16 protein-coding genes are annotated in these 14,806 nt (G+C 40.8%); 6 read left to right on the forward strand and 10 right to left on the reverse strand.

The genetic code is table 11. From position 1 onward, the window contains the following. Positions 1-62 precede the first annotated feature (62 nt). The 7 genes from FEZ08_RS03545 to FEZ08_RS03575 form a co-directional block, all read right to left on the reverse strand. Positions 63-1,037 (reverse strand): MerR family transcriptional regulator, encoded by a 975-nt coding sequence (locus FEZ08_RS03545; protein WP_138190337.1) that lies wholly within the window; start codon positions 1,035-1,037, stop codon positions 63-65. Between the two features lie 113 nt (positions 1,038-1,150). Then, positions 1,151-2,821, reverse strand: coding sequence for a formate--tetrahydrofolate ligase (locus FEZ08_RS03550; protein WP_138190338.1), 1,671 nt, complete (start codon positions 2,819-2,821; stop codon positions 1,151-1,153). 60 nt (positions 2,822-2,881) lie between these two features. Further along, entirely contained in the window at positions 2,882-3,301 is a 420-nt protein-coding gene (locus tag FEZ08_RS03555; RefSeq protein WP_171014920.1) for a hypothetical protein, read from the reverse strand. Between the two features lie 38 nt (positions 3,302-3,339). Beyond that, the gene (locus FEZ08_RS03560) at positions 3,340-4,821 is read right to left on the reverse strand and encodes a carboxypeptidase M32 (protein ID WP_138190340.1); all 1,482 of its coding nucleotides are present in this window, start codon (positions 4,819-4,821) and stop codon (positions 3,340-3,342) included. Between the two features lie 18 nt (positions 4,822-4,839). Then, positions 4,840-5,337 (reverse strand): GNAT family N-acetyltransferase, encoded by a 498-nt coding sequence (locus tag FEZ08_RS03565; RefSeq protein ID WP_171014921.1) that lies wholly within the window; start codon positions 5,335-5,337, stop codon positions 4,840-4,842. 10 nt (positions 5,338-5,347) lie between these two features. Next, on the reverse strand, positions 5,348-6,187 hold the full coding sequence (locus tag FEZ08_RS03570) for a metal ABC transporter permease (RefSeq protein WP_138190342.1): 840 nt from the start codon (positions 6,185-6,187) through the stop codon (positions 5,348-5,350). After that, the gene (locus FEZ08_RS03575; protein ID WP_138190343.1) at positions 6,184-6,876 is read right to left on the reverse strand and encodes a metal ABC transporter ATP-binding protein; all 693 of its coding nucleotides are present in this window, start codon (positions 6,874-6,876) and stop codon (positions 6,184-6,186) included. The genes FEZ08_RS03570 and FEZ08_RS03575 overlap by 4 nt, the downstream gene beginning before the upstream one ends. Before the next feature lie 160 nt (positions 6,877-7,036). On the opposite strand from FEZ08_RS03575, the gene FEZ08_RS03580 reads away from it, so the two are divergent. The 6 genes from FEZ08_RS03580 (at position 7,037) to FEZ08_RS03605 (ending at position 10,855) form a co-directional block, all read left to right on the forward strand. Beyond that, on the forward strand, positions 7,037-7,420 hold the full coding sequence (locus FEZ08_RS03580; RefSeq protein WP_138190344.1) for an RrF2 family transcriptional regulator: 384 nt from the start codon (positions 7,037-7,039) through the stop codon (positions 7,418-7,420). A 104-nt stretch (positions 7,421-7,524) separates the two neighbouring features. Next, on the forward strand, positions 7,525-8,466 hold the full coding sequence (locus tag FEZ08_RS03585) for a metal ABC transporter solute-binding protein, Zn/Mn family (RefSeq protein WP_138190345.1): 942 nt from the start codon (positions 7,525-7,527) through the stop codon (positions 8,464-8,466). Positions 8,467-8,598: 132 nt separating this feature from the next. Continuing rightward, the gene (locus FEZ08_RS03590) at positions 8,599-8,871 is read left to right on the forward strand and encodes a hypothetical protein (protein ID WP_199288006.1); all 273 of its coding nucleotides are present in this window, start codon (positions 8,599-8,601) and stop codon (positions 8,869-8,871) included. 35 nt (positions 8,872-8,906) lie between these two features. Next, positions 8,907-9,176, forward strand: coding sequence for a hypothetical protein (locus FEZ08_RS03595; RefSeq protein WP_138190347.1), 270 nt, complete (start codon positions 8,907-8,909; stop codon positions 9,174-9,176). A gap of 263 nt (positions 9,177-9,439) precedes the next feature. Further along, complete coding sequence (locus FEZ08_RS03600) at positions 9,440-10,123, forward strand: DinB family protein (RefSeq protein WP_138190348.1); 684 nt, start codon at positions 9,440-9,442, stop codon at positions 10,121-10,123. Positions 10,124-10,282: 159 nt separating this feature from the next. After that, positions 10,283-10,855 (forward strand): TetR/AcrR family transcriptional regulator, encoded by a 573-nt coding sequence (locus tag FEZ08_RS03605; protein WP_138190349.1) that lies wholly within the window; start codon positions 10,283-10,285, stop codon positions 10,853-10,855. 21 nt (positions 10,856-10,876) lie between these two features. Here the strand turns inward: FEZ08_RS03605 and FEZ08_RS12185 are convergent, their stop codons facing one another. The 3 genes from FEZ08_RS12185 to pheS form a co-directional block, all read right to left on the reverse strand. Next, positions 10,877-11,041, reverse strand: coding sequence for a hypothetical protein (locus tag FEZ08_RS12185; RefSeq protein ID WP_171014922.1), 165 nt, complete (start codon positions 11,039-11,041; stop codon positions 10,877-10,879). Between the two features lie 216 nt (positions 11,042-11,257). Continuing rightward, entirely contained in the window at positions 11,258-13,663 is a 2,406-nt protein-coding gene (pheT, locus tag FEZ08_RS03610) for a phenylalanine--tRNA ligase subunit beta (protein WP_138190350.1), read from the reverse strand. Next, positions 13,663-14,709 (reverse strand): phenylalanine--tRNA ligase subunit alpha, encoded by a 1,047-nt coding sequence (pheS, locus tag FEZ08_RS03615; RefSeq protein ID WP_138190351.1) that lies wholly within the window; start codon positions 14,707-14,709, stop codon positions 13,663-13,665. Before pheS ends, pheT begins: the two co-directional genes overlap by 1 nt. Positions 14,710-14,806 lie beyond the last annotated feature (97 nt).

Below are 14,806 nucleotides of genomic sequence, written 5' to 3' on the forward strand. Positions count from 1 at the left end.
GCGGCCATAAGCCGCGCTTTTTAAAATTATCTCAACAAAAACAAACCCCAAAACAATGCACCCTACATTAGCTTCAGCTTAATAGGCAAATACCTTTGCATTTGCCGATAGCCAAGCCCTTTTTCAATATCCTGCTGATACACATTCTCCTCATCAAGATAAGGCATATTAAACATAAAACTACGGCTTTCATCTAACTCAAAATTAGTAGTCTCAATCCATTGGCAAATTTTATCCTGAACTTTACGGATGCTCTCATCATCCTCATCAATACTGACTGCCATAGCATACAAACCGCCAGGGAAATCAATAATCTGAAGCGGACTGACGTCCGCTTCGCTGACGCCATCTTGAACTGCACAAATCATTTCACCCATATCATCCGCTCTGACCAAAGTAAAATCAAGACAATCAAAAATAACTGTTTGAAACAAAGGAAAATGCTGCCAAAGCTGAAACATATATCCGCCCGGCATAAAAATTTCTTCCCAAGTATGCACGCCTGAACTCAAAGCCCGGAATGGCGGTACCCTTACAACCATCACATCAGGAACTTTTTTATCCAGCTTATCAGTAATCTCAATCAATCGACTTATATTTGCCGGTTTGCCGATATAATCAACATTCACAATCTGAGTCTCAATTTCTTTTGCTTTACTATAAAGTTGTTTGATATCAGAGTTATCAGCAAAATTCATTCTTTCTATTTCCTGAATAAAATCCAAAACAATAGCCTTCAGCTCATGTAACAACGATACCTCATCATCAATATTCTCTACTTTCTTCCCCAATACATCCAAAACTACGTCAGAACCGGACGCAGCAAAAATACGCTGAATATCTTTAATGCTAATGTTTAACTTTCGTAAAATCAGTATCTGCTCAATTCTTCTGATTGCTTCATCATCATACATTCGATACGCAACCTCATCGCTGCGAATACTTGTTAGCAACCCAATATCCTCATAATAACGCAAAGTCCGTGCAGTAACATCATACTTACTAGAAACATCTCTGATTTTCATTAAATCATTCATTACAAAACCACCTCTCACCTTCAAGTATAGTTGCTTCCCTAAAGGAAGAGTCAAGCAAAAAAATAAAAAAGCAGGTTGGCAAAAGCCAACCTGCTTTTCACTTAGTCTCTGCCTTAAAACAGTCCCTTCACTACGCCATCTTCATCAATATCAATATCCAACATCGCCGGATGCTTAGGCAGACCTGGCATTGTCATCACTGCACCGGTAAGTGCCACAATAAAGCCGGCTCCATTTGAAATCCGCAATTCGCGAATGTGGATTTCAAACCCTTGCGGACGTCCCAGCAACTTAGCGTTATCGCTTAACGAATACTGAGTCTTCGCCATACAAATCGGCAAACGATCAAAACCTAAACGCTCATACTCAGCAATTTGCCGCTCCACCGCCTTCGTTAATCGCACCCCATCAGCACCGTATACAGTTTTGGCAATCGTTGTCAGCTTATCAACAATCGAAGCATCAGCATCATAAATCGGTGCAAAATGACTTGGCGTCTTCGCAATCAGCTCCACCACTTGCTCCGCCAGCTCAACGCCACCGGCACCACCATGCTCCCAGACTTCCGTCAAAGCAATCGGATGCCCCTTTGCTTTCGCCCACTCAAGCAAAGCCGCAACTTCATTATCCGTATCAGCAACAAACTTGTTAATCGCAATCACATAAGGCACACCAAAGGCCTGCATGTTTTCAACATGCTTCTCAAGATTAGGAATCCCTGCCAACAGGGCATCCACATTCTCGTTGCCAAGCTCCGCTTTCTCTACGCCACCATGCATTTTCAATGCTCGAATCGTTGCTACCACAACGACGGCATCAGGTTTTAAACCTGCTGCCCGGCACTTAATATCAAAAAACTTTTCTGCACCCAAATCAGCACCAAATCCGGCTTCAGTGACTGTATAATCAGCAAGCTTCATACCAAGACGAGTGGCAATCACTGAGTTACAACCATGAGCAATATTGGCAAATGGACCACCATGCACTAAAGCAGGTGTATGTTCCAATGTTTGAATCAAGTTGGGTTTTAAAGCATCTTTTAAAATCACCGCTAATGCGCCAACAATACCTAAGTCTGCAACCGTAACTGGTTTTTGTTGGTAATCAAAACCAATAATAATCCGACCAAGACGGGTTTTTAAATCTGTCATATCACTTGCCAGACAAATAATCGCCATAATTTCCGAGGCAACAGTAATATCAAAACCATCATTACGGGCATGACGGCCATTATGATCCGAAAGTGCAACAACTGCCTGCCGCAATGCCCGGTCATTTAAATCAACAACCCGCTTCCAAGTCACATGATCAATACCCAATTCATTCCCTTGGAAAATATGGTTATCAATAAATGCACTCACTGAGTTATGTGCAGTAGTAATTGCATGCATATCACCGGTAAAGTGAAGATTTAAGTCTTCCATTGGAATAACTTGTGCATAACCGCCACCGGCAGCGCCACCCTTCATCCCCATAACCGGCCCCAATGATGGTTCACGCATTGCTACGATTGCTTGCTTGCCTATTTTATTGAGTGCCTGAGCAAGTCCAATTGTCACTGTAGATTTACCTTCTCCTGCAGGAGTTGGATTAATTGCCGTTACCAAAATTAACTTACCATCGGTTTTATGTTCAAGTCGTTTAAAAATATCCAGGGAAATCTTTGCCTTGTTATACCCATATAATTCAAGCTCGTTTGTTTCCACACCACAGCTATCAGCAATCTCCCGAATATCACTCGGCGCCACTGCCTGAGCAATTTCAATATCACTTTTATAAGTCATTCACCAATCAACTCCCATAAAAATTATTAAAAACGACTGTGGGCATCCACAGTCATGTTTTTACATATAATGTTCATACTCCGCCTGTCCAATCTTCTCGAACAGCGTCTCAAAAAAGCGTTCTTCATCCATAGCAACAATTGCCTCAAACTGAAAAACCTGCCCTTTGGCATATAATCCCAACTCAATCGCATCATCATTCTTTGCATACTCAAAGAAATCAATCGCATCGTAAGGTATCGCTAAATAATAAAAACCATTTTCCTTCTTAGGAGTCTCATCACTAACAATCAAAATGCGCTCATCCGATAAAAACAAGGCAATTTCCTTACGTGAAGCCGCAGTAATTCGCGTTCCGGTTGCAAAAACCCGGACTTCATCAGCAAGTGGTAAAAACTGTTCAATATCTTCAAATCGATCCATATCAATCACCGCGCCTTTCTTAATCAGTAGTATATCAAAATCACCGCCAGTTCGCAAGTTCCTCACCGAGGAACTTACGAACAAAAACACTCTTCTTATTTTCCATAAACATCAGCTATTTTAGCTTGTAAATATTCAGTATAATACTGCGGATTAAATGCTTCACCGCACATTGCTTCCAACAATTCTTTAGCTGTTTTGGTTTTACCGTATTGGTAAATATGTTCTGTCAGATAAGCATTAATTGCTTTGAATGTCCCTTGCGCCACATCGTCTTCACGATCTAGCACTTTGTCCAACGCTTTAGTTAACTGGGCAGCATAAGCACTACCTAAAGCATATGATGGGAAGTAGCCAAATGATCCACCTGACCAGTGAATATCCTGCAACACCCCTTCAGCATCATTGCTTGGTGCAACACCAACGTACTCAAGCATTTTTTCGCGCCATACTTGTGGCAAATCGTTCACTGCAATACTACCATCAAAAAGACCCTTTTCAATTTCGTAGCGTACCATAATATGTAATGGATAAGTAACCTCATCCGCCTCAGTACGAATTAACGATGGCTGCACTTTGTTAATTGCCCGCCAGAAATCTTCTACACTTACCTGAGCCAATTGCTCTGGAAACATTTCCTGCAAACGCGGATAAAGCGGTTGCCAAAATACAAGGGAACGACCAATTACATTTTCATAGAAACGCGACTGTGATTCATGCATTGCCATTGAAGTTCCTTCACCAACTAAGGTACCAGTCCAAGTATCAGCAACACCTAACTCATACAATGCATGTCCGGTTTCATGAATCGTACTTAAAATTCCGCTGGCAATATTATTTGCAAGATAGGCAGAAGTAATTCTAACATCCTTGTTATGCATATGTTCTGTAAAAGGATGAGCTGATTCTTTGATAACGCCACGAGCGTAATCAAAGCCTAAGTATTCTGCAATAAAACGAGAAAATTGACGTTGTTTATCAACATCATAAGCGACAAAAATAAAACTATCATCCAATTGTTCATTACCCTTAACCGCAGTTTCAACCAGCGGTACAATTGCTGCCTTCACTTCTGCAAAGAAAGCGTCCAGCACTTCAACTGTCATGCCTTCTTCGTAGTCATCAAGCAAAGTATTATAAGGATGATCAGTATAGCCTAGATAGCCAATAAATCGTTTGTGAGTCGCAACAATCTCTTCAAGATATGGCGCAAACATAGCAAAATCATTCTTTTGACGAGCTTCTGCCCATACATGCTGCGCTTTAGTTGTCAGCTCAGTAAACGCTTGATACTCTTGCTTAGGAATCACTTTTAACTTTTTATATTGTTTCTGTAATTCATGAAAAATAGCAGCCTCACGAGCTGATAATTCGGCTGGCTTAATAACTTCCAGTAAATGTTCAACCTCAGGATTAATCAACGTTTCATAAGCCTCAGAACTTAATAACCCAAGTGTTTTCGAAGTATTATCAATCGAATCTCTTGGTGCCTCAGTCTCAATATCCCAAGCCAATAATTTAATCGCCTGAGTCAAGGCATTATACTTTTCTAAATACTCATTTAATTCATTCCACATACATTTTGCCTCCGCTTTCTATACTAATTTATACATAAAATATTCATTCACACATTGACCATCAACCATTAGTCCGCAGTGACTCTCACCTTCAACTTCAAAGCCAAATTTGCGATACAAAGCAATCGCCGCCTGATTGTGACTCATAACCGTTAATTCAAGCCGGCTAATTCCTTGCTGAGTCGCCACCCAAGCTTCCAGCGCTGCAAACAATTGCGTGCCTAGTCCACGGCCAGCCGCTTGCTGATCAATACCAATTACTATATAAAGTTTATGCTTGGTTCTTGATAAAGTATTGCGCTGCCCAAGAATATACCCTAATAATTCTTTACCAGCGAACGCACCAAACATTACTGAACCATTGTGTTTTTGATTGGCAATAGATTCTTCCATCTGTCGCACTGTCATCCGCCGCTCACCGGGAGCATACAACATAAACTTAGTTTGCTCATCCATTGCATACATCAACGCAACCAGAGCCTTAGCATCCTTATATTCAAGTTTACGAATTTCCATCAAATCACCTCTATAATCGGACATTCTTTCGATAAACCACACTAACAACCAGGAAAATCAATCCCAAAATCACGACAATCGTTCCGCCGCTGGGAATATTCAAATAATACGAACCAACCAAGCCCAGCAGAACACCAATTTCGCTAACCACAATAGCAATCCACAAGGTTTGTTTGAAACTCTTAGCCATTCGCATCGCAATGGCGATTGGCAAAGTGACCAGTGCTGAGATTAACAATACCCCAACAATGCGCATAGAAACGGCAACAACTAAGGCAAGGAATAAGAAAAATAAATTATCCAACCACTTCACCTTAACCCCACGGGTTTTCGCATAATTATCATCAAAAGCAATCATCAGCATTGGCCGATACAACAAAACGACAAAAATAATCGCCGCAACACCGATAGCAAGAATAACCCAGACTTCAACCCGGGAAATCGCATTGATACTTCCGAATAAATAACTAGTGATATCAATCTTTAATCCTTTAGTCATACTAATAAAAATACTACTGATACCAAGACTCATGCTCATCAATAAGGCAATGGTCACTTCCTTAGAATGCTTATACCAACGTGAAACATATGATAAAAATAAAGCTGCCAGCAAACTAAAGGCAATTGCCAAGAAGATTGGTGAAAAATCAACTGCCAAAACGCCAATACTTGCTAAGAAGAACGTCAGTGCAATCCCCGAGAGCGAAACATGACTGAGCGCATCAGGAATCAACGACATCCGCCGTGAAACAACAAACACCCCAAGCAAAGGGGCAACTGCGGCAATAATAATTCCGGCAATATACGCATTTTGTAAAAATTCATACTTTAAAATCTGTTCAAAAATCATACTTCATCCCCGCATACTTCACAAAACTCGATATGATGCTCCTGATACGCCTCACGGCTACCAGCAAAACATATGCCGTCACGAACCTCGATAACCTCGGTCACATGACGATCCATAATATGAACATCATGACTAACTACGACAATCGTTTTTTGCTCTTTTTGATTTAAATCACCGAGCAAATTATAAAACTCATGGGTACTCTTAGCATCCAACCCTACCGTTGGTTCATCTAACACCAACGCCTTAGGATTCGCAACCAAAGCCCGGGCAATAAATACTTTTTGCTGCTGACCACCAGATAAATCAGTGATGCGACTCTTTTTAAATGGCAGCATCCCAACATAATCAAGCCAATATTCTACCGTCTTTGTCGGAATTTTCTTCACTTGTCCCATTTGGACAACCTCTTCAACACTTACCGGTACACTGGCATTAAACTGATGGCTGTTTTGGCCAACATAACCAATATGATCCCAATCATTAAATTGATTAATCGGTGTTCCTTGAATGAGGATCTCACCGGATTCAGCCGGAAGCAAATTCAGCAAACACTTCAAAATAGTAGATTTTCCGGAACCATTAGCACCGACAATCACCGCAAAAGTACCATTATCAATTGAGAAACTAATATCATTTAATACCTTAGTCTTCTCATATGTAAAACTCACATGCTTAAATTCAAACATTCATATATCACCCTTTAACATTTTTATATTATATCACATTTTCATAAATATCGTCCTGTCTATTAACTATTTCGCATCAAGCCAAAATGTTTGACAAAAATAAATGGAAATGATATTCTATTACAGACATCAGATACCTTTAATAGAGAGGAAGAAGAAAATGAACTTTTCTAAGGCAACAACCTATGCCCTGCACACTATGCTCATCCTGGCCAGAACTGACCATGAACAAAAAAATCATAAAATTGGTGTCTCTGATCTTGCTAAACAGCAAAACATTTCACCAACCTATCTCTCCAAAATCTTGACCAAACTAACCAAAGCCGGATTAATTGATTCATCACCAGGTGCCCAAGGCGGTTATTCACTGCGTAAATCCAGCACCACAATAACTTTTCTTGATATTATTCAAGCAATTGAAGGCCACATCCCACTTTTTAGCGGCTGTGAAGACAACTGTGAAATCGAAAAAATCATGAAAGATTACGAAAGTCACATGTATACCTACTTGAAAGATAAAACTCTAGCCGATGCTTTGGAGTAAACCTTTTTGGTTATTATAGACCTTAGAGGTCTTTAATAACCCCATTCTATCATGACAATAAAAAACATGTCAACAAAATCAACTTAAATCCTTAGGAGGACCATATGAAAAAAATTATCACTGTAATTGCTGCGCTTAGCTTAGCGCTTATTCCCCTTGCTGCCTGCCAAAGCACAACCCCGGATAACAGCAATGTGCTCACCATAAAAACCACTGCCTACCCAATCGTCGAGTTTACCAAACGCATTGGTGGTGACGCCGTAGATGTACAAAGCGTCTTTGCCAACGGCTCAGACTCACACACCTACGACCCAACCCCACAAGAAATGGTCGACCTCAATGATGCCGACCTATTCCTCAACATTGACATCGGTGACTACCATACTATCACCGAAAAACTAAAAGCTGCTGCACCGAATTTAGCATTCGTTGATGTTGCTGCCGGAGTTGCTGCCATAGAAGGTGACCATGACCATAGCCATGACGAAAGCGAAGCTAATCACGACGGAGAACACGATCATGAATTTGATCCTCACATCTGGCTTGATCCGGTACGAGCAACATTAATGGCTGAAAACATCAAGAATGAGCTAGTACGTAAGCTTCCTGAACAAGCAGCCACTTTTGAAACTAACTTTGCAGCCCTAAAAGCTGAATTAGCAACCTTAAATGATGAATTCACTACCGGTCTGGCACCATATGCTGAAGACACCTTCTTCGTCACCCATGCTGCCTATGGCTACCTTGCTGATGAATATCATTTGCATCAAGTCTCACTTTCAGGACTAAGTGCAGATTCTGAACTCTCTTCGGCGCAATTAGTTGAAATTGCTGAACAATTAAAAGCACACAATACCAAATATATTCTTGCCGAAGAAAATGTAAGCAACAAGCAAGCTGATGTCTTAGCGAGCGAGTTAGGTATTAGCACCCTGCCAATCTACAACTTAGAAACCCTTACTCAAGCTGAAATTGACGGTGGTCAAACTTATTTCACCTTAATGCGCGAGAATCTTAAAAACTTACAAGAAGCTTTAAAGCAGTAAATTATTGAAAAGAGCCATGCCTCGGGCATGGCTCTTTTTTAGTTTCATCAAAAAAATTATCGTATCGGTGGCAAGATTTTCAGAGCGTGCTACAATTAATTTAGGACAAAAATGTGAGAAAGGAGGGATATTGTGGTTGGAACATGGAAAATATTAGATAACCCAGATTGCAAATTGCCGCAAAAATTAGCCAGCGCCTATACCGATTTACTTGGCAGTATGCTAGGTGCTGGTTATACCCCAATGCTTTACGCGGCGACTCAACTCGTTGCCGGAACTAATCACTTGATTATCAGCAAACAAACAGTTGTTACTAAAGATCCGGTAGAACATTTGGTTTATGTGATTATTTATGAAGATCTCGATGGTAAATTTTCATTAACACAAATCAATACTATTGTATAACTTTTTACTATCAAATATTAGAGAGGTGTTAGATTATGGTTGGAACATGGAAAATTCTTGATACTCCGGAGTGCAAATTACCGGAAAAATTATCTACTGCTTTTAACGATTTACTTGATATGGATGGTGCCGGTTATAAACCGATGCTCTATGCAGCAACCCAATTGGTGGCTGGAACTAATCATTTAATTATCTGTAAACAAACAATCGTTGCCAAAGAGCCAATCGAGTTCCTTGTATATGTAATTATATATGAAGACTTAGAAGGCAACTTCGTATTAACTCGCATCGAACGAATTGTTTAGAAAAACTGAAACCGGCGGCGTGTCACATAGGCACGCCGCCGGTTTTTTTTACTGTAAAATACAAAGCAGACAAGCCGGCCGGGCCGCGCCATGACTGGTGTGTCCGGCCGCCCCCCCGTTTGTCTGTAGAATAACTATAATATAGAATTCACAATTAATCAATAAATACGCTTGTTTTTTTTGAGCAGCGCGGGCTTTCGCCCGCACTGCTCTTCTTTTTCTCCCAAAAATTGATATAATAAAGATATTAAGGGGCTGATTTTATGATTCAAGGCAGTGACTGGAATCCCAAACAAGCACGGATGCGAAAATTGATTCGCAAGGCTGATGGTTTTGATGAGGCGATGCAGATTTGTATGGATTTACATGCTTCGGTTCATTTTGGTATTGTCAGTAATCGCCGAATGCTTACCTATGCTGATTTGATTTGTGATGGACTAGTAGATGATGATTACAGACAACATCCGCTCAAAAACAGCTATACAATTGCATGGAATATCTGGCATATGACTCGGATTGAAGATTTAACTATGAATTTGCTGGTTCGCGAAACTGAACAGGTCTTTAATGCTGATTGGCAGAAACAGATTAATACGCATGTGAGCGATACCGGTAACGCTATGACCAAGGAAGAGATGGTTACTTTCAGCGAGCCACTGAACATTGAAGCTTTACTGGCATACCGCAACGCCGTTTGTACACAGACCAGAGCAATATTGCAGACGCTATCTGCATCAGATATGAAGCAGCCAGTATCAGCCAGCGGAACTGAGCGCGTGCTCAGCGAAGGCGGCGTTACTGAGCATCCTGATTTAATCTGGTTACAAGACTTTTGGGGCAAAAAGGACATTGCAGGTATTTTATTGTTGCCCATCACCCGCCATCAAAGCGTTCATTGGAATGATGCTGCTAAGATTAAAGCCAGTTTGATGAAAATCAGGAAGTAAATATTTGACTATTTTCTTTTATAACTGCTAAAAAACAGCTGATAAACAGCTGTTTTTTTTAATTCCACCAAGATAAGAAATATTTTTGTTCCTTGTATCAGCTTGGGTTATAATAAGAATGAAAATGATAAGCATGGTTCAAATCAGGAGTTGAGAATAATGAATAATATTGATTTACGAGTATTGAAAACTAGACGCGCAATTAAGGCAGCCTTTTTAACAGCCATTAGCAATAAAACAGTTGATAAAATTACTGTTACTAGTCTTACCAAAGAAGCTGAGATTAATAAAGGCACCTTTTATCTTCATTATGCAGATATTTATGCATTATATGATGAGATGGTATTAGAAACAGTATACCAAATAGTTAATAAACATAATCCATATCCGCTTTTTTTCACCAATCCAGAAGCATTTGCCAAAAGTTTTCTTTTTGATCGCATAAATCCGCCCTCGAAAGAAGAGTTTGCGATATTAAACTCTGGCAACGTACGGTTTGCTACCAATTATCCTTTAGTTTTTATTGACGCATTTAAGCATAAGATTTATGAGTCGGGAACACTGACTCGATGTGGAGAAAATGATATTAAACTTGAATATCTTATAAATGGCATGCTGGCGCTTTTAAGCAATCCAAATCTTCTACAGAAAAATACACCTGCTGATAATCTATTTATTATTGAATTTGTTGCCGGAAGTATTCGGCAGCTATTTCCCGAATTATACTCATGATAAACAATAACTCTAATTAAATTACTGATATGGTTGTAACTCATCTTCTGAATAATACATTTGTTGTTGTGGATTAAATCTTACTAAATATTTTTGCTGCTCTTCATCTAAAAAGACTACAGTTCCAATCATTGGAATTTCGCCAAAATACACAGTAACCATATCACCAATTTTATATTTACTCATAGCAATCACTCCTTTCAGCAATTATGAAGACTAAAGTAATTTTCTTGCCTTCTCCATTAATCATAGTCACCAATGATATTGATTTCAATAATCAATAACAAAGAATAGATGAATATTGAACTGATTTTGAAATTTGTTCAGTTATTCGCCTTTTCAAAGTGGTTTATCAACTTCAAAAAAACCAGCTGTTCATCAGCTGGCTTTTTCATATTTTCATTAACCACGGAGTACAGCACTCACCGGCTCTTTTTTCAAGGCCTCGAGAATCGCTGCAATTGCCGCATCAATTTCTTCTGAAGTCAAGGTTTTCTCGGTACTGCCGAAGTGACAACGGAAGGCAACTGATTTTTTATCAGCTTCAATATGCTCGCCTTCGTATACGTCGAAAACTTCTGCATTCAGCAGGTACTCGCCGCCGGCAGTAGTTGCTGCCGCAATTATTTCACCGACTGGTAATGTGCGGGCAACACTCACCGCTAAGTCACGCGAAATATTCGGGAACTTAGAAACCGGATGATAGTCAATTGTATGTAGACTATCATTATTTGCTGCCAGCAACTGACTCAACGAAAGCTGAACTATTACGGTTTTGTTAATGTCATGAGCGGCTGCAACACTTGGATGAACATCACCAAAGCTACCAATATAAGTATCATTGTAATATACATCTGCACTCTTACCTGGATGTAAAATATCCAAAGTACTTGGTTCATAACGCAAGTTGCTTACTTGACCAAAACGAGCAACCACAGCTTCAACACAACCTTTTGCTGCATAGAAATCATTTGCCGCTACCGGATGATAGTGCTCAACCGCTTCATCAGTCATTGCTAAACCTAAATATAACTCATTATCATCATGAGCATCATAAATGTAGCTCACTTCATAAATTGCCAAACGTTCTTGATTACGCGCTTGATTATAACGCACTGTTTCAATCAAAGAAGCATAAAGATTCAAACGCATATACGCGCGTTCCTCACTAAGTGGCATCATCAATCCAGTCACATCTTGCAACTTAGCTTTAGGATGGGTCCCTAATTCAGCAGCTGCTTTATTCACCAATGAATAGGTGATCACTTCCTGTAAACCGGCACCCTGCATCGCAGTATGTACCAATGTAGTCATTTGCTCGATTTTACTTGGTACCACCGGTACTAACTGTTCAACCGGCAATTGTGCTTCAATTCGATCATACCCATAAATACGCGCAATCTCTTCAACCACATCTTGCCAAATAACAATATCCAAACGACGACTAGGTTGCACCACAACAAAACGATCACCATCTTGTTGATATTCAAACTGCAAACGCCGTAAAATAACCGCAACCTCACCGCCAGTAATCGCTACCCCCATTGTTTTTTGAATTTTCTCAAGGGTAATCGCAATTCTTTTCGGAGTGAAGTCTTGGCGACGAACGACATATTGGTCGTACGCCGCCTCTCCGCCAGAAATCTCAACCAACAACTCAGCTGCACGTTTTAAAGCCGTTTCCAAAATGTTTGGATCTACGCCACGCTCAAACCGGCTGCTCGCTTCGCTACGCAAATTCAAGCGCTGTCCGGTTTTACGAATATTCGTCGAATCAAACAAAGCCGCCTCAATAAGAATCGTTTTCGTTTCACTTGTAACTTCAGTATTGGCACCACCCATAACACCACCAAGCGCAATCGCGTCACTGCCATCAGTAATCATGATGTCATCCGGAGTAATCTCCCGCTCATTATCATCAAGGGTAACAAATTTCTCACCCTCAAGTCCCTGGCGAACAACAATCTTACCACTGGAAATCCGATCCATATCAAAAGTATGCAGTGGCTCACCTAATTCAAGCATCACATAATTGGCAACATCGACAACACTATTAATCGGCCGCATACCCGAAGCAATCAAAGCTGCCTGCATCCAATATGGTGAAGTCCCAATCGTTACATTACGAACAATCGTCGCCGTATACGCCGAACAATGCTCACTTTCAATCTCAATATCCTTAATATAATCATGACTTGAAAAATGACCATCAACAACCGGCTCTTTCATACTCATGCTCGTATCGCACGAAGCCGCCGTCTCATAAGCTAAGCCGCGATAACTCATCGCGTCAGCGCGATCCGGCGTCAATGAAATATCCAAAATCTCATCATTTAAATGTAAATATTCCAATGCATCCATACCAATCGGTGCATCTTCTGCTAAAACATAGATGCCGTCACGATATGCCTCATCAACATACTTAGCATCAATACCAAGTTCCTGCAAAGCACAAATCATCCCATTAGAAGCCACACCACGGATTTCCCGCTCAGCAATTGCCAAACCGGGAATTGTGGCACCGACCCGGGCCACGATTACCCGCTGACCGGCAGCAACATTCGGCGCTCCGCAAACAATTTGCGAGCTTTCTTCACCAGTAATTACCTGACAAACATTCAACTTATCAGAATCAGGATGTTTTTCCATGCTTTCAATATATCCGACAACAAGCCCCTGCGCTTTAACTAAAGGAAAAGTCTCTTCAACCTCAAGCCCGCCATAATTCGACAGCACCCGCGCCAGTTCCTCAGTCGACACATTTTTAATATCTGCATATTTACCTAACCAATTACGACTAACCAGCATTACTTGTCACCCCAATCTTTAAACTGCGTCACAAAACGCATATCATTCACATAAAAGTTACGAATATCTTCAACACCATACTTCAACATAGCGATTCGCTCAACGCCGATGCCGAAGGCAAAACCACTGACAATTTCCGGATCAAATCCGGCAATCGTCAAAATATTCGGGTGGCACATACCAGCACCGAGTATTTCAATCCACCCGGTCTGCTTACAAATCGAGCAACCGGAACCGCCACACTTAGCACAAGTCACATCAACTTCCATTGATGGCTCAGTAAACGGGAAATATGATGGCCGCAAACGGATTTCCCGTTCCGGACCAAACATATAATGAACGAACTCTTGCAAGGTCGCTTTCAAATGTGCAAGTGAAATATCACGGCCAATCATAATACCTTCCAATTGCATAAACTGATGTGAATGGGTGGCATCATCATCATCACGACGATATACTTTCCCTGGTGCCAAAATTTGAATCGGCAAATCTTGCATAGAGCGCGCCTCAAATGTCCGTGACTGCACCCCAGATGTATGCGTACGCAACAAACGATGCATATCAATATAAAAAGTATCTTGCATATCCCGCGCCGGGTGATTCTTCGGCAAATTCAGCGCCTCAAAATTGTAGTAATCAGTCTCAATTTCCGGACCAACACCTACCTCATAACCCATACTGCGGAAGAAAGCAACACTTTCATCGACAATTGCTGTTAATGGATGCTTTCCACCCATAACACGCGCTTGAGCCGGCAAACTGATATCAATCTTCTCCGCTGCCAAACGCGCCTCAACCTCTGCCGCTTCAAGCTCTGCCATCCGACTTTCGATAACCGCCGCCAGCTCTTGCTTCACTTCGTTCACCGCTGCCCCGGTTTCCTTTTTTTCTTCAACGCTCATATCGCGCATCTTACCCATAACTTCTTGAATCGGACCTTTCTTACCCAAATACTTGACCCGAATATCATTCATTGCCGCTACATCTTTAGCCTCAGCAATCAAATCCAGCGCTTCTTGTTTTATTGTCAGCAACTGCTCTTTCATATAAAATCTCTCCTAACATTGCATTTAGCTGAATGAAAACGCTTGAAATCGCAGGAAATTGAATAAAATTAGGATTGAGCGTATCCAAACATACGTG

The organism is Culicoidibacter larvae (genome assembly GCF_005771635.1).
Classification (GTDB): domain Bacteria; phylum Bacillota_I; class Bacilli_A; order Culicoidibacterales; family Culicoidibacteraceae; genus Culicoidibacter; species Culicoidibacter larvae.

What these genes read in the sequence shown, in the direction of transcription:
- FEZ08_RS03585 (WP_138190345.1), top strand. Translation starts at nt 7,525, where the DNA reads ATGAAAAAAATTATCACTGTAATTGCTGCGCTTAGCTTAGCGCTTATT.
- FEZ08_RS03575 (WP_138190343.1), bottom strand. Translation starts at nt 6,876, where the DNA reads ATGTTTGAATTTAAGCATGTGAGTTTTACATATGAGAAGACTAAGGTA.
- FEZ08_RS03570 (WP_138190342.1), bottom strand. Translation starts at nt 6,187, where the DNA reads ATGATTTTTGAACAGATTTTAAAGTATGAATTTTTACAAAATGCGTAT.
- FEZ08_RS03550 (WP_138190338.1), bottom strand. Translation starts at nt 2,821, where the DNA reads ATGACTTATAAAAGTGATATTGAAATTGCTCAGGCAGTGGCGCCGAGT.
- FEZ08_RS03580 (WP_138190344.1), top strand. Translation starts at nt 7,037, where the DNA reads ATGAACTTTTCTAAGGCAACAACCTATGCCCTGCACACTATGCTCATC.
- FEZ08_RS12185 (WP_171014922.1), bottom strand. Translation starts at nt 11,041, where the DNA reads ATGAGTAAATATAAAATTGGTGATATGGTTACTGTGTATTTTGGCGAA.
- FEZ08_RS03560 (WP_138190340.1), bottom strand. Translation starts at nt 4,821, where the DNA reads ATGTGGAATGAATTAAATGAGTATTTAGAAAAGTATAATGCCTTGACT.
- FEZ08_RS03595 (WP_138190347.1), top strand. Translation starts at nt 8,907, where the DNA reads ATGGTTGGAACATGGAAAATTCTTGATACTCCGGAGTGCAAATTACCG.
- pheS (WP_138190351.1), bottom strand. Translation starts at nt 14,709, where the DNA reads ATGAAAGAGCAGTTGCTGACAATAAAACAAGAAGCGCTGGATTTGATT.
- FEZ08_RS03600 (WP_138190348.1), top strand. Translation starts at nt 9,440, where the DNA reads ATGATTCAAGGCAGTGACTGGAATCCCAAACAAGCACGGATGCGAAAA.
- pheT (WP_138190350.1), bottom strand. Translation starts at nt 13,663, where the DNA reads ATGCTGGTTAGTCGTAATTGGTTAGGTAAATATGCAGATATTAAAAAT.
- FEZ08_RS03545 (WP_138190337.1), bottom strand. Translation starts at nt 1,037, where the DNA reads ATGAATGATTTAATGAAAATCAGAGATGTTTCTAGTAAGTATGATGTT.
- FEZ08_RS03605 (WP_138190349.1), top strand. Translation starts at nt 10,283, where the DNA reads ATGAATAATATTGATTTACGAGTATTGAAAACTAGACGCGCAATTAAG.
- FEZ08_RS03565 (WP_171014921.1), bottom strand. Translation starts at nt 5,337, where the DNA reads ATGGAAATTCGTAAACTTGAATATAAGGATGCTAAGGCTCTGGTTGCG.